This is a genomic window from Alphaproteobacteria bacterium SS10, from assembly GCA_019192455.1.
Taxonomy (GTDB): Bacteria; Pseudomonadota; Alphaproteobacteria; order TMED2; family TMED2; genus TMED2.
Genome location: JAHCML010000003.1, coordinates 1,457,253 through 1,470,804 on the forward strand (window position 1 = coordinate 1,457,253; position 13,552 = coordinate 1,470,804).

The 13,552-nt window shown below is 57.6% G+C and carries 12 protein-coding genes; 4 read left to right on the forward strand and 8 right to left on the reverse strand.

Annotated features, from left to right (window positions below; translation table 11 throughout):
• Positions 1-7 precede the first annotated feature (7 nt).
• Positions 8-721 carry a hypothetical protein gene (locus KI792_07095; GenBank protein MBV6632782.1) on the reverse strand — a complete coding sequence of 238 codons (714 nt, stop codon included), beginning with the start codon at positions 719-721 and terminating at the stop codon, positions 8-10.
• A 98-nt stretch (positions 722-819) separates the two neighbouring features.
• Between KI792_07095 and KI792_07100 the strand changes: the two genes are divergently transcribed.
• Complete coding sequence (locus tag KI792_07100) at positions 820-1,278, forward strand: RidA family protein (GenBank protein MBV6632783.1); 459 nt, start codon at positions 820-822, stop codon at positions 1,276-1,278.
• A gap of 78 nt (positions 1,279-1,356) precedes the next feature.
• A complete protein-coding gene (locus KI792_07105; protein ID MBV6632784.1) occupies positions 1,357-2,529 on the forward strand; it encodes an N-acetyltransferase in 1,173 nt (390 codons plus the stop codon).
• Here the strand turns inward: KI792_07105 and KI792_07110 are convergent.
• The 4 genes from KI792_07110 to KI792_07125 all read right to left on the reverse strand — a co-directional run bounded on the left by KI792_07110 (position 2,526) and on the right by KI792_07125 (position 7,716).
• Entirely contained in the window at positions 2,526-3,620 is a 1,095-nt protein-coding gene (locus KI792_07110) for a CoA transferase (GenBank protein ID MBV6632785.1), read from the reverse strand. The genes KI792_07105 and KI792_07110 overlap by 4 nt on opposite strands.
• An 85-nt stretch (positions 3,621-3,705) precedes the next feature.
• Positions 3,706-6,063: an ATP-dependent Clp protease ATP-binding subunit ClpA gene (gene clpA / locus KI792_07115; protein MBV6632786.1), complete on the reverse strand. Its 2,358-nt coding sequence runs from the start codon at positions 6,061-6,063 to the stop codon at positions 3,706-3,708.
• Positions 6,064-6,190: 127 nt separating this feature from the next.
• Positions 6,191-6,541 (reverse strand): ATP-dependent Clp protease adapter ClpS, encoded by a 351-nt coding sequence (gene clpS, locus KI792_07120; GenBank protein MBV6632787.1) that lies wholly within the window; start codon positions 6,539-6,541, stop codon positions 6,191-6,193.
• Positions 6,542-6,930: 389 nt separating this feature from the next.
• Entirely contained in the window at positions 6,931-7,716 is a 786-nt protein-coding gene (locus tag KI792_07125) for a phasin family protein (protein MBV6632788.1), read from the reverse strand.
• A 335-nt stretch (positions 7,717-8,051) separates the two neighbouring features.
• Between KI792_07125 and KI792_07130 the strand changes: the two genes are divergently transcribed.
• On the forward strand, positions 8,052-9,656 hold the full coding sequence (locus tag KI792_07130; GenBank protein ID MBV6632789.1) for a serine hydrolase: 1,605 nt from the start codon (positions 8,052-8,054) through the stop codon (positions 9,654-9,656).
• Positions 9,657-9,664: 8 nt separating this feature from the next.
• Positions 9,665-10,039 (forward strand): hypothetical protein, encoded by a 375-nt coding sequence (locus tag KI792_07135; GenBank protein MBV6632790.1) that lies wholly within the window; start codon positions 9,665-9,667, stop codon positions 10,037-10,039.
• Positions 10,040-10,049: 10 nt separating this feature from the next.
• On the opposite strand, the gene KI792_07140 is transcribed toward KI792_07135, so the two are convergent.
• The 3 genes from KI792_07140 to KI792_07150 form a co-directional block, all read right to left on the reverse strand.
• Positions 10,050-10,739 carry a hypothetical protein gene (locus tag KI792_07140; protein MBV6632791.1) on the reverse strand — a complete coding sequence of 230 codons (690 nt, stop codon included), beginning with the start codon at positions 10,737-10,739 and terminating at the stop codon, positions 10,050-10,052.
• A 67-nt stretch (positions 10,740-10,806) separates the two neighbouring features.
• Positions 10,807-12,198: a phosphomannomutase/phosphoglucomutase gene (locus KI792_07145; protein MBV6632792.1), complete on the reverse strand. Its 1,392-nt coding sequence runs from the start codon at positions 12,196-12,198 to the stop codon at positions 10,807-10,809.
• Between the two features lie 19 nt (positions 12,199-12,217).
• Positions 12,218-13,549, reverse strand: a complete 1,332-nt coding sequence (locus tag KI792_07150) for a UDP-glucose/GDP-mannose dehydrogenase family protein (protein ID MBV6632793.1) — start codon at positions 13,547-13,549, stop codon at positions 12,218-12,220.
• Positions 13,550-13,552 lie beyond the last annotated feature (3 nt).

The following is a 13,552-nucleotide window of genomic DNA, read 5'->3' on the forward strand; positions in this document are numbered from 1 at the left end:
CAAAACCTTACAGCGCAACACCGGGCTTCATGGCAGGAGCGTGCCCAGCCTCTGCCATCGGTCGGCTGTCGCCCCGACGCGGGCGCATCAATGAGCGGGATGGCATTGGGATAGACCGGTGCATCCAGGCGCGCATCCATCCGGCCGCCGCCTCGGCACTATCAAACTGAACCGGATCGCTAAGGCGTGATGGGTTGGTCGGTATCCGTCGGTCCTTGGGCGTCGTCGCCTGCTCACCAACTTGCAGCTCCACCACCTCGGCTGGTTTTGGGCCACCGGCCCAACCTTGGGCGGCACCCTCTAGCGCTGCAGCAGAAAGCTTCAGCGGCAGCATTTGCATCTGCCACATGCCGAGCATGGTGCGGGCCGCTGCACCGCTTAACGTGTCGGCGTGGATGTTGGGATATCGCGCGCGCTCCAAACGCTCTTTAGAGCCTTCAAGGGCCACAACGGGCGCCTTCGGCACCGGGGCCGCCCCCTCGCCATACTCGGTCGTGATGATCGTACCGCTCGGGTTGAACTGCAGCGTAAAGGCCCGATCCCGATGGGTGCCAACCTCAGATATCTGAACGATGTGCAGATCGCCTGCAGGGGCAGAGTACCCCCTGACTGAGAACTCACTGCCGCGCAGCACTGCGCGCGCTTGCGTTTCCTCAACCACCGCGGCCAGTTGTGGCGCCGTGCGGTGCAAGAAGTCTAACGGGGATTGACCTGCAGACATGATTATCGTCCTTCTACGCTGGCAATTTAGGGAGAGATTTGGCCAGCCTTCATAGGCACGCGAACAAACCACCACCCTCACAGGAAAACACCAACGCCATGATCGAAGAAACTTTACAAAAGCTGGGGTTAACCCTGCCCAATGCCGCCGCACCCGCCGCTAATTACGTGCCCAGCGTGCAGCATGGCAGCCTCTTGTTCATTTCCGGCCAGTTGCCACTGCTAGACGGTAGGTTATTCGCCACTGGAAAACTGGGCGCCGAGGTTGATCTGGAAACCGGGCAACAGGCGGCACGCCATTGCGCCCTTAACATTTTGGCCCAGCTGAACCGTGCAATTGACGGCGATTGGTCAAAGTTTGATCGGATCATCAAACTGACCAGCTTCGTTAACTCCACACCTGAATTCGCTGACCACCACCTCGTCACCAACGGCTGCTCTGACTTGCTGGGTGAGGTTTTGGGTGACGCTGGCCGCCATAGCCGGTCCGCTGTTGGTATGGGCAATCTGCCCCTGAATGCTGCGGTTGAGATCGAGGCAATTGTTGGCCTGAAGTAAGTGTTGGGCAGGGTTGCCCTTGCATCTGCGCTGCGGCGCACCATCCTCTGTGGTGGTCCCTGATTAGCCAAGGCAACCATGCCCGATACCGCAGATCCCGAAAACCAGCTGACAGTTGAGGTCGCACACGGCCTCGACCAGATCGACCGCGACGTGTGGGATGCCTGCGCCGGGACCGATAACCCGTTTCTAAGCTACGACTTCCTGCATGCGTTGGAGGCCAGCGGATCAGCCACGGCAGATACCGGCTGGTTACCGGCCCATATGCTGATCAAGCGCCCTGTGCATGGCGATGTGGTCGCGGTTGCCCCGCTCTATCTCAAAGGGCATTCCCAGGGCGAGTATGTCTTTGACCATGGCTGGGCCCATGCGTTGGAAAGTGCGGGTGGCGACTACTATCCAAAGCTGCAAGGGGCCGTCCCCTTCTCCCCTGTCACTGGCCCACGGATCCTGGTGCGCCCCGACGCGGACAAGCAATGGCTCTACTACCTTGCCGCGCGTGGGATGGAGCAGATCGGCGAGCGCTACGACATCTCCTCAATCCATGTGACCTTCCTAACCGAGGAGGAATGGACAGCCCTTGGCGATGCCGGTTGGCTGCAAAGAACGGGCTGCCAATACCATTGGTATAATCAGGGCTATGAGAGTTTTGATGACTTCCTAGGCGCCCTCAATTCCCGCAAGCGAAAGGCCGTACGCAAGGAACGGCGTGAGGTGGCGGAAACCGGCTTGACCATGCGCCATTTGACCGGCGATGACCTAACACCGGAGGTTTGGGACCGGTTTTTCCAATTCTACCTGGACACCAGTGGTCGCAAGTGGGGCAGCGCCTACCTAACCCGAGACTTCTTCCACATGATCGGGGAGACGATGGCCGATAAGTGCCTGCTGGTTGCCGCCGAAGATGACGGTGAGATGATTGCCGGTGCGTTCAACATGATTGGCGGCAACGCCCTTTATGGCCGCAACTGGGGTTGCCTTGATCGGTATAAGAACCTGCATTTTGAGGCCTGCTACTACCAGGCGATCGATTTCGCGATTGAGCATAAGCTGGAATTGGTTGAGGCCGGTGCCCAGGGTGAACACAAGATCCAGCGCGGCTACCTGCCAACAAAAACCTACTCTGCCCACTTCATCTACAACCCACGCTTCCGCGAAGCGGTGGATGACTTCCTAACCCGCGAACGCCCAGCGATTAATCGCCAGATCAAATATCTGGGCGAAGAGAGCCCTTATAAGCAGGGGGACTAATCCCAGAGCATCAGCGCTGCCTGGCTCGTTAGCTCTCGAACAGGTTGCCGTGTTTGGGGGCCCTTCCCATCGAGCTTAAGCCCGCTCAACACCTGCCCATCAGCCACCAGCCCTCGTTTGCGAACGTGCTGATGTTCAGTGATCTCGTCCCAACCCAAGACCGGTTCAACACAGCAATCGATGTCTTGAAAGACGGCCATCCATTCATCCCGATTTTGGGTAGCAATGATCGAGGCGACCTCAGCCACCAAGCCGGTCTGCGGAAGCGGTCTCTCAAACTGCCGTTGGATTAGATCGGTTCTTTCCAGAGCCTCACAGAACCTTGCCCAGAACTTCTCTTCCAGCGCGCCGACGCTTAACCACGCCCCATCCGCGCATTGATAGAACTGATAGCAGGCAGCACCACCGCTGAGCAGACCAGCACCGCGTTTGACTGGGTTACCAGCAACAGCCTCAGCCAGGCCAAAGGACTGCCAGGCGAGCATCGTCTCCATGATGGAGAGGTCGTAGAAACCGCCCTGCCCGCTTTGGCCCGCTTTATGGATGCCAGCCAGCGCGGCAATCGCCACCATCATGCCGCTTGCCATATCCGCCATCGGTGGGAATGGCGCAACTGGCCGCTCCTCCGTGCCAGAGGCGGCAAAGCTTCCGGCAATCGCACCATAGTTGATGTCGTGGCCCGCCCGCATGGCATAGGGGCCGGTTTGGCCCCAGCCGGATAGGGCGACATGAACCAATCTAGGATTATCTTCGATCAGCGCGGCATGCCCCAAGCCAAGGCGGTCCATGGTTCCCGGCCGAAAGCTCTCAACCAGGATATCGGCACGACTGATAAGCTGCTTGGCCTGGCCCAAACCGTCATCGGACTTAAGGTCTAAGCGGGTCACCACCTTACCGGCATTGATCGCCTGATAGATCGGGCTGTCACCATCACCCTCCTGATCGAGGTGGCGCATGGGGTCACCGCCCGGGGGCTCAATCTTGATCACCTCCGCCCCAAGGTCGGCCAGGATCTGCGTGCCATAGGGGGCCGGAAGGTATTGGGCCAGTTCCACAACCCGAACACCGGTCAGCAGCGAATTTGGTCCCATGGCCAACAATCCCAAAAAAGAAACGGCGGTGAAGCACACCGCCGTTCTTAATGCCTTGTCGGTATCAACCGCAATGGGAGCCGAATTAGGTGACTTCTTCCAGCGGCTTACCGTCACCGCCACCGCCTGACGTTTTCTTCTTCGTCGTGCGTTTCTTGGCTGGCTTCTTTGGCTTGGTGGCTGGCTTGGTCTCCTCAAATGAGAACACCATTTTGCCATCCTTCAGGTCCACATGAACCACACCGCCTCGGGTCAAATCACCGAACAGCAACTCCTCAGCCAATGGCTGTTTCAGATGCTCCTGGATCACACGGCCAAGTGGGCGCGCACCCATAAATGGGTCATAGCCTTTCTTCGCGATCCACTGACGCGCAGGCTTAGACAGCTCAATCGTGACACCACGATCCGCGAGTTGAGCTTCCATCTGAATGACGAACTTATCGACAACCTTGTCGATGGTGCTCTCATCCAGCGGTGCGAATGGAATGATTGAGTCCAACCGGTTCCGGAACTCAGGTGAGAACATTCGGTTGATTGCTTCCATATCCTCGCCAGAGCGAACCATGGAACCAAAACCAATCGCTGGCTTCGCCTGCTCTGCCGCGCCCGCATTGGTGGTCATGATGATGATCACATTGCGGAAATCGACGGTCTTGCCGTTATGGTCGGTCAGCTTCCCGTAATCCATGATCTGCAACAGGATGTTGTAGAGATCCGGGTGCGCCTTCTCGATCTCATCGAGCAGCAGGACAGAGTGTGGATGCTGATCCACGGCGTCGGTAAGCATGCCGCCTTGATCAAACCCGACATAGCCTGGCGGTGCGCCGATCAATCGGCTGACCGAGTGACGCTCCATATACTCAGACATGTCAAAGCGGGTCAGCTCAATGCCTAGGTTCATCGCCAGCTGGCGCGCCACCTCGGTCTTACCAACACCGGTCGGGCCTGAGAACAGGTAGTTACCAATTGGCTTCTCTGGGTCACGAAGGCCAGCACGGGCAAGCTTGATGGCACTAACAAGCGCATCGATTGCATTGTCCTGACCGAAGACCATGGTCTTCAGGTTCTTCTCAAGACCGCGGAGGGTTTCTTTATCATCCCGACTGACAGATTTCGGGGGGATGCGCGCGATCTGTGCAATCACGGCCTCAATATCTTTGACCGAGATTTGCTTCTTCCGCTTATTCTGCGGGACGAGGTTTTGGGCAGCGCCCACCTCATCGATCACGTCAATCGCCTTATCCGGCAGCTTGCGATCGCCGATGTAACGGGCGGACAGATCAACCGCGGTCTTAATCGCGTCGGCGGTGTATTTCACGCCGTGATGCTCCTCATAGTAAGGCTTGATGCCCATGAGGATTTTGACCGCATCGTCGAGCGACGGCTCATTCACATCGATCTTCTGGAACCGGCGGACCAGCGCGCGGTCCTTCTCGAAGTAATTCCGGTACTCTTTATAGGTGGTCGACCCGATGCAACGCAGGTCACCACTGGCGAGCGCTGGCTTCAACAGGTTCGACGCATCCATGGCCCCACCAGAGGTGGCACCAGCGCCGATGACCGTGTGAATCTCATCGATGAATAGAACCGCCTTATCGATCTGCTCTAGCTCCGAGACGACAGATTTCAGACGCTCTTCAAAGTCACCGCGATAGCGGGTACCGGCGAGCAGCGCGCCCATATCGAGGGCGAAGATGGTCGCCTCGAGCAGAACCTCTGGCACCTCTTCATTGACGATACGTCGGGCTAGGCCCTCAGCGATGGCGGTCTTGCCGACGCCAGGATCACCAACATAAAGCGGGTTGTTCTTGGAGCGGCGGCAGAGGATCTGGATCGTCCGCTCAACCTCATGCTCACGACCAATCAGCGGATCAATTTTACCACCGGCGGCCTTCTCATTCAGGTTTACGCAGTAGGCATCGAGTGCCTCGCGGCCCTTCTTGACCACCTTCTCCCCGCCGGCTTCCTCATCAGCGCCGCTAACCGGGCGCTTGGTGTCGGACTTGCCTGGTACCTTAGCGATACCGTGCGAGATGTAGTTCACCGCATCGAAGCGGGTCATATCCTGTTCTTGCAGGAAGTAGACCGCATGGCTCTCCCGCTCAGAGAATAGGGCGACGAGCACATTGGCCCCGGTCACCTCTTCCCGGCCGGATGACTGAACGTGGATAGCGGCACGCTGCAGGACGCGTTGGAAGCCAGCAGTTGGCTTCGCATCCTCTGGGCTGCTCACCACAAGGTTTGAAAGTTCATTGTCGAGATAATCGATGACGTCGCCACGGATCTTGTCCAGGTCGACATTGCAGGCGCGCATAACGGCGACCGCATCCTGATCATCGGTGAGAGCCAGCAGCAGATGCTCTAGCGTCGCGTATTCGTGGCTGCGCTCATTCGCATAGCCAAGAGCACGGTGCAGCGTCTGTTCCAAATTACGCGATAACATACCGGGGTCCTTTCGCTTCCGGTGCCGGTGTCTCCGTAGGCCTAGCGGCTATCATGATGCTGATCCCGCTACTCCTTCATTAATGCGCACCTGATTTTGCGGCGCTGTTTTATACATGGGGAGGTGATCACTCCTTCTCCAGTGTGCATTGGAGCGGGTGTTGATGTTGACGGGCAAAATCCATCACTTGTTGGACCTTGGTCTCGGCGATTTCATAGGTAAAGACGCCGCAGACACCGACGCCCCGCTTGTGCACATGCAACATGATACGCGTTGCTTCCTCGCGGGTCTTGTTGAAAAACCTCTCGAGAACGTGAACAACGAATTCCATGGGAGTGTAATCGTCATTCAGCATAAGAACCCGGTACATCGACGGCTTTTTCGTCTTTGTCCTGGTTTTAACGACGACACCGGTACCGCTACCCCCATCATTATCGCCATCATCATCGAAGCGATTCGGGTCTGACAGCCGCGGCATCACGCCACGTAAACCCGCCGCGGATGCCGTCGGCAGGAACAGGGCATTGATCTTGGAAACGTCAGAATGGGGCACGGATAGTAATCTCAAGGCGCGGTGAAGAGGTGGGTGACAGTCCAGCGCCGCACCGACCTCGGCCACTGAACCCGGGCAAGTATGACTGCCCACCCTTAATGATATTGGATGCGCCGCAGCGGTTCAAAGGGTTGACCGGCAAATCTCTCGGAAATTAGGCGAGAAAATCCCGATCCTGGGCAGTAATCCACCAAATCAAGGCAACTTAACCCCAGACAGCAGCCCAGAACGCAAGAACGCCCTGGCCGATTGACCAGGGCGTTATCTTATCGCGAGGGCTGGGAACGCTCCCTGCCCTGCTATCGCAGTGCGATTTAGCTAGCAGCGACGAACTTGGACACAACTTCGTTCACACGGCTGGCGAGTGGCTCAGCAGCGTCGTTGGCAACTTTGATCGACATTTCAGAGATCTTGGTGCCTTCAGCGACGAACTGGTCGAAGCTTTTCTTAGCGAGGTCGTTTTGCAGCTCGGTGACTTCTTTGAAGGTTTTCGCCTTCATCAGAGCCTGGCTAGCAGCAACAGACTGCTCAACAGAGTTTTGAGCGAGGTCGAACATCGCGCGGGTCAGGTCTTCCACACCTTTGGAGAAGATTTTGGTGGAAGCGACGACGGCATCGACGTTGTCTTTGCCGAGGCTTTGAAGTTCTTCGAAGTTACCCATAACGTTGGCGTTCATGATCATCATTCCTTTATCAGAGAAGTAGGGGTTAGCGACTTTCGTCTGCTTGGTAGTGGTCTTGGTTGATTTCGGTGCAGCCTTGGCTGTGGTTGCGCGCTTAACCGGTGCTGCCTTCTTGGTCACCTTTTTGGCAACTGGCTTCTTAGCAACGGTTTTAGCAGCAGGCTTGGTTGCCTTCTTCGCCGCTGGCTTGGCAGCAGCCTTAACAGGGCGCTTAGCGGCGGGCTTAGCAGCAGGCTTCGCTTTCGCGGTCACTGGCTTAGCGACTGGCGCCGCAGGCTTTGGAGCCGGGGTTGCAACGGCTGGCGCTGGCTTCGCAGCCACTGGCGCTGGTGCGGCAGCAGGCTTGGCAATCGGAGCCTTAGCAACAGCTGGTTTGGCAGTCGGCGCAGCCGGCTTCTTGATTGGTTGTTCGCTCATGTTTCTGTCCGTGTCCCGTCTCATACGGTTGTTCTGGTTGCATCGCTCAGCCATCAATCGGATGACCTCACGAGGAAGCTTCTACACCCGACCTTGCTGCACTGCAACACGACAATGGATATGGGAATGACCTAATTCATGTCAACGGATTTTTTGTGCACCGCAACATAAACGATAATTTCGAGATAAAAGTAGACGGTATTTTAAGCGCATTGTGGCATCGATGAATCACCGGCAAGACGGAAAAATGGTGATACGTCAAAGACATGGACAGCCAGAGGTTCAGCACATACCATTTTCGTAACTTCCTGGACCAATGATTGAAAGCCCCCTCAATGACAGATGTCTGCGGTTCACATTTTCATAGTGAAAATCAGGCACTTGGCACCACCAAGCCAGGCGCTCGCAAAGCGACAAAACTGCTTTCCGCGGCACTGATTGGCCTGACTGCCATCGCGATAATCGGCCTCGCCCCGCTGAACCAAGCGTTCGCGAACTCAAAATACGCCTCGATTGTTATCGATGCTTATACCGGTGAGGTGCTGTCATCCGACCGGGCTGATAAACGCCTGTTCCCCGCCTCCCTCACCAAGATCATGACCCTGTTCATGGTTTTTGAGGCGTTGGAGAAGGGCCAGATCTCACTCGACGAACGCCTACCAGTTTCCAAACGCGCTGCCGGCATGCAGCCATCCAAGCTGCACCTCAAGCAGGGCAGCACGATCCGGATGGAAGATGCGATTCTGGCGCTGGTGACCAAATCAGCCAACGATGTGGCGGTCGTCATTGCTGAACGGCTCGGCGGTTCTGAAATCCAGTTCGCACGGAAAATGACTGAGCGGGCACGCCGCCTGGGCATGGCGAGCACCACCTTCCGTAACGCGAGCGGCCTGCCAAACCGGTATCAGCGGTCGACGGCACGGGATATGGCCACCCTTGGCCGCGTACTGATCTCTCGCTATCCGGAATATTACAGCTATTTCTCCACGCGCCGTTTTGAGTATGCGGGCCGCAAGTACCGGAACCACAATCGCCTACTCGGCAGCTATGACGGTGTCGACGGCATAAAGACTGGTTACATCAACGCCAGTGGCTTTAACCTCGTCGCCTCCGCACAGAAGGATGGCCGCCGCATCATCGGTGTTGTCTTTGGTGGTCGCACCGCCGCCCGCCGTAACAACCACACGGTGAAGCTGCTGGACCGTGGTTTTGCGACAGCCTCCCGCCGTAACCTTGTCTTGGCTGGCATCCCCCCTATTCCTAAGGCACGCCCATCGAGCACCACCGTTGTCGCCGCCACCGTGGCAGAGGAGCGGTTGCTGCAGGTAGCCCAGATGCAAAAGCCTGAGTTCGTTGAGAGCCCAGCCACCGCCATCGCCGTTGCTAGCCTGGCTGAGCGCGCGGCCGTTGCCGAACCACAGCCCGATGTGGCGCCAGAGGATATGCTGACGCTTGAGCCATCGGCGGCTCTAGTGCCCCAACCGAATGAGAAACCATCGGCGACGCCTCGCCTGGTTGTGGCTGGCTCCGGCCCGTATGTGCAGCCCGATGCCACGCCAAATGGTCAGGGCGATGTCAGCCCGAATGTCGATCCTGCGCCAGAGCTTGAGCAGGATCACCCGGTCAACAACGAGATCCCCGTCGCCTCAATCGGAACGGAACCAACGGCCCTCACCAGCCTATTGGGCGGGTGGAGCATTCAGGTCGGCGCGTTCCGCAGTGAGGATCGCACCAGCGCCGCAATTGCCAAGGCCGTCTCACTGGCGCCTGGCCTGCTGAGCTGGGCCGAGCCACTAATTAAGCCGATCGTCACGGGTCGTGGTACGCTCTATCGCGCACGCCTTGCGGGCCTCGATAAAGATACCGCACGTGATGCCTGTGATCAGCTTGAGCGAGCTGGCGTTGGCTGCCTCGCCGTTCGTAACACCACCAGCCAATGATTAGAGGTATGGCGGCCGTCCCGGCCGCCACCTTCATTTCATCCACCGCCATCACAATGAATGCAGCGGCTGGCGAAGCTGATGTTATCCGCGCCGAGATCAGCCCCCTACCCGGCTCCAGCAACGAGTACCGGGTGACCGCGACCATTGAGCATGCCGATGAAGGTTGGGATCATTACGCCGACGCGTTTGATGTGGTTGCCCCCAATGGCGACGTCCTAGGCACCCGGGTCCTGCATCATCCCCATGTGACCGAGCAGCCCTTTACGCGAAGCCTAAGCCGTGTGGCTATTCCCTTTGGGATCAATGAAGTCACAATCCGCGCCCATGACAGCGTTCACGGCCATGGCGGCCAGACCATCACTCTGTCAGTGCCGCGCTAGACTGCCTGGTTCACGGGCGCCAATCAGGCTTATCGCGAATAACCGGCTTCGGTGAGAACTCATACAATTCAGACATCCCCATTGCGACCTGATTGCTCATGGGCGCCACGTTCTGAAGCAGGGTGAAGATGGCCTTGGAATCATCGGCATCGCGCGGTGCCAACCCAGCGCCATATAGAGCATCCTGAACAACACCAGCCGCTGCCATATGCTGCCCCTTGCGAAGACGGTCCATCTCGGTGATCACCGATTGCGCCACAGTTTTGCCTGATCGCAGCATGCGAGACATGCCAACTACAAAGTCTTGCCGATAGTCATTGGCCATCCGGGTAATCGGCCGACCCGCGATCCGATACTCCGCACGGTCATCGGTTATGGTGGATGACACCCTAAAGACGTACTGCCGTGCATCCTTATCGTAGTCGAGCTCCACATCCAGCGGCCCGGGCACATGCCCAAGATCTGTGCTGCCCCCCTCCGGCTGATTGGCCTTCAGGTAGGTATCCATCTCTATCGTACGGGCTGCTTCATAGATGTCCTGGCGCCAAGACTCTGCTGCATCTGGCCCCAGGGCCTGATGCGGTGTCATGAGAGTTTCAGACACAGCGAAAGAAGCGACGGCGAACTGATCGCTACCGCTCAGATATCCGCCATCATCCCAGAAGCGTGGGACCTTTGACCAATCTGTTCGCTCAAACATTGCCTGCCACACATTGCGCAGCGACTACTACTAACACTGGCAATGTACGGCAAAAATTCGAAAACAGTTAGAAATCTGAAGGGGCGTCGATCCCGCTTTCAGCCAGTTGCTGACGGACCATATCCTTCAGGCGCTCTAGCCCCTCTGGGCTTGTGCTCTCTGCCCGTGCGACAAGAACGTCCTGGGTGTTGGAGGCACGAAGCAACCACCAGCCATCTGGCGTATTAACCCGAACCCCATCCATGTCATTCACGTCCAGATCGGATTGGGCGGCCAGGCGAGCCTGAACCTCTTCAATGGCTGGGAACTTACGCACCTCATCCACCTGGAACCGGGTTTCCGGTGTGCTGTGGGTGGATGGCATGTGGCTGATAAGGTCTGAAACCGGCTTGCCGGCCTTGGACGCGATGGAGATCAGTTTGATCGCGCAGTAGAGCGCATCATCAAACCCATAATTCTCACGGAAGAAGATGTGGCCGCTCATCTCCCCTGCCAGCGGGGCGTCGAGTTCCTTCATCTTATCTTTGATCAGGCTATGCCCGGTCTTCCACATCACCGGCTCACCGCCGAGGCGTGCAATCTCATCGAACAGAGTTTGGCTTGCCTTCACATCTGCAATCACTGTCCCGCCTGGATGCTGTGCCAGGGTTTCAGCGGCATAGATGGCAATCAGGTGGTCCCCGAACAGGATTGAACCGTTCTGATCGACGGCGCCGATCCGGTCGCCATCACCGTCAAACGCGACGCCAATATCGGCCTTATGCTCGGCCACTGCGGCCTGCAGATCCACCAAGTTAGCTGGAACCGTTGGATCCGGGTGGTGGTTGGGGAAGGTGCCATCCACATCCTCATAGAGGGAAATGTGGTTACCCGGCAGCTTGGCCAGCAATGGCTTTGCCACCGCGCCAGAGGCACCATTGCCGAAATCCCAAACCACGCTTAGCTCGTTTGGGATATCCGCAATTGCGAGCAGGTGATCGATATAAGCCTGATAGATATCAACCTTCTCAGCATCGCCCATGCCGGCAACAAACCGCCCCTCGGCGGCGCGCTTACCAAGATCTTGAATGGCCGTACCAAAGAGTGGGCCACCACCGGTCAACATCTTGAAGCCGTTATAGTTAGGCGGGTTGTGGGAGCCCGTCACCATGATCCCACCAGCAGCGCCCATATGCTTAACGGAGAAGTAGAGCATTGGCGTCGGGCCCAAACCCACGCGGTTCACCCGCATGCCTGAGCTGACCAACCCTTCAACAAGAGCCTCTTCCATATCTGGGGAGCTGACCCGACCGTCATAGCCGACGCAAACTTCATTATTGCCGCCACCGGTCTCGGCGATCATGGCACCGAAGGCGCGACCAAGGGCCAGCGCATCTTCGCGGTTCAGGCTCTCACCAACGATCCCGCGGATGTCGTATTCGCGCAGAATGGTTTGTTCAAATTGATGGGTATCAGCCATGGGTCATGGGCCCCTTTGATTATTGTTCTGTGACTGGCGCACCAACGGCTGGGCGCCCAACGGAGACATAATGGAAACCGGCCTCGGCCATCTCATCCGGCTTATAAATGTTGCGTAGATCGACGACGAGCGGTGTCTTCATGGCGGCCTTAAGGCGATCAAGCTGCAGCGCGCGGAATTCATTCCACTCAGTCACCAGCACCAGGCAATCGGCCCCCTCAAGCGCTTCGTAGGCGCCTTCGGCCCAGGTGACATCCTGGAAATGGGTTGCCGCCTCATCCATCCCAACAGGGTCGAACGCGGTGACCTTGCAGCCCGCCTCTTGCAGGGCTGGAATAATATCAAGGCTAGGCGCATCCCGCATGTCGTCGGTATTCGGCTTAAAGGTAACGCCGAGCACCGCGACATTGGCCCCTTTAGCCTTATCACCCAGCGCGGCGAGCACACGCTCAGCCATCGCGCGCTTGCGGCGATCATTAACCCGCACCACAGACTCAACGATGCGCACCGGGCTTTCGTAATCGGCAGCCGTCTTAACCAGCGCCAACGTATCCTTCGGGAAGCAAGAGCCGCCATAGCCAGGACCGGCATTCAGAAACTTCCGACCAATCCTGCCATCAAGGCCGATACCCCTGGCCACATCCTGCACGTTACCGCCTACCTTCTCGCAAAGGTCCGCCATCTCATTAATGAAGGTGATCTTGGTCGCGAGGAATGCGTTGGCGGCGTATTTGGTCAGTTCCGCCGTCTCCAGTGATGTCTGAAGGATCGGCGTCTCATTGAGGTAAAGCGGACGGTAAAGCGCTCGCATGACATCCAGTGCCGCTTCACTATCAGTGCCAATCACCACACGATCGGGGCGCATGAAGTCATTGATCGCTGAACCCTCACGCAGAAACTCAGGGTTTGAGCAAACGTCAAACTCGGCATCCGGGTTGGTTTCCCGGATGATGCGGGCAACCTCTCGGCTGGTCCCCACCGGCACCGTCGATTTGGTGACCACCACCGTATAGCCGTCAATCGCCTCGGCGATCTGTTTCGCCGCCTCATACACATAGGTCAGATCAGCATGGCCATCGCCGCGACGGCTGGGTGTGCCAACCGCAATAAAGACGGCATCCGCCGTGCTTACCGCCTCGGCCAGATCGGTGGTGAAGAACAAACGATCACCGGCCGCATTACCGCGCACCAGGGTGTCCAGGCCAGGCTCATAGATTGGGATCTCCCCCAACCGCAGGCGTTCGATCTTATTAGTGTCGAGGTCAACACAGGTGGTCTCGTGCCCGAACTCTGAGAAACAGGCACCGGAAACCAGGCCAACATAGCCAGTACCGATCATCGCGATACGCATGGC

Bases quoted from the DNA above. Each gene is read 5' to 3' on its own strand.
- KI792_07095 (MBV6632782.1), bottom strand. From the start codon at position 721: ATGTCTGCAGGTCAATCCCCGTTAGACTTCTTGCACCGCACGGCGCCA.
- KI792_07145 (MBV6632792.1), bottom strand. From the start codon at position 12,198: ATGGCTGATACCCATCAATTTGAACAAACCATTCTGCGCGAATACGAC.
- KI792_07125 (MBV6632788.1), bottom strand. From the start codon at position 7,716: ATGAGCGAACAACCAATCAAGAAGCCGGCTGCGCCGACTGCCAAACCA.
- KI792_07105 (MBV6632784.1), top strand. From the start codon at position 1,357: ATGCCCGATACCGCAGATCCCGAAAACCAGCTGACAGTTGAGGTCGCA.
- clpS (MBV6632787.1), bottom strand. From the start codon at position 6,541: ATGCCGCGGCTGTCAGACCCGAATCGCTTCGATGATGATGGCGATAAT.
- KI792_07110 (MBV6632785.1), bottom strand. From the start codon at position 3,620: ATGGGACCAAATTCGCTGCTGACCGGTGTTCGGGTTGTGGAACTGGCC.
- KI792_07100 (MBV6632783.1), top strand. From the start codon at position 820: ATGATCGAAGAAACTTTACAAAAGCTGGGGTTAACCCTGCCCAATGCC.
- KI792_07135 (MBV6632790.1), top strand. From the start codon at position 9,665: ATGGCGGCCGTCCCGGCCGCCACCTTCATTTCATCCACCGCCATCACA.
- KI792_07150 (MBV6632793.1), bottom strand. From the start codon at position 13,549: ATGCGTATCGCGATGATCGGTACTGGCTATGTTGGCCTGGTTTCCGGT.
- KI792_07140 (MBV6632791.1), bottom strand. From the start codon at position 10,739: ATGTTTGAGCGAACAGATTGGTCAAAGGTCCCACGCTTCTGGGATGAT.
- clpA (MBV6632786.1), bottom strand. From the start codon at position 6,063: ATGTTATCGCGTAATTTGGAACAGACGCTGCACCGTGCTCTTGGCTAT.
- KI792_07130 (MBV6632789.1), top strand. From the start codon at position 8,052: ATGACAGATGTCTGCGGTTCACATTTTCATAGTGAAAATCAGGCACTT.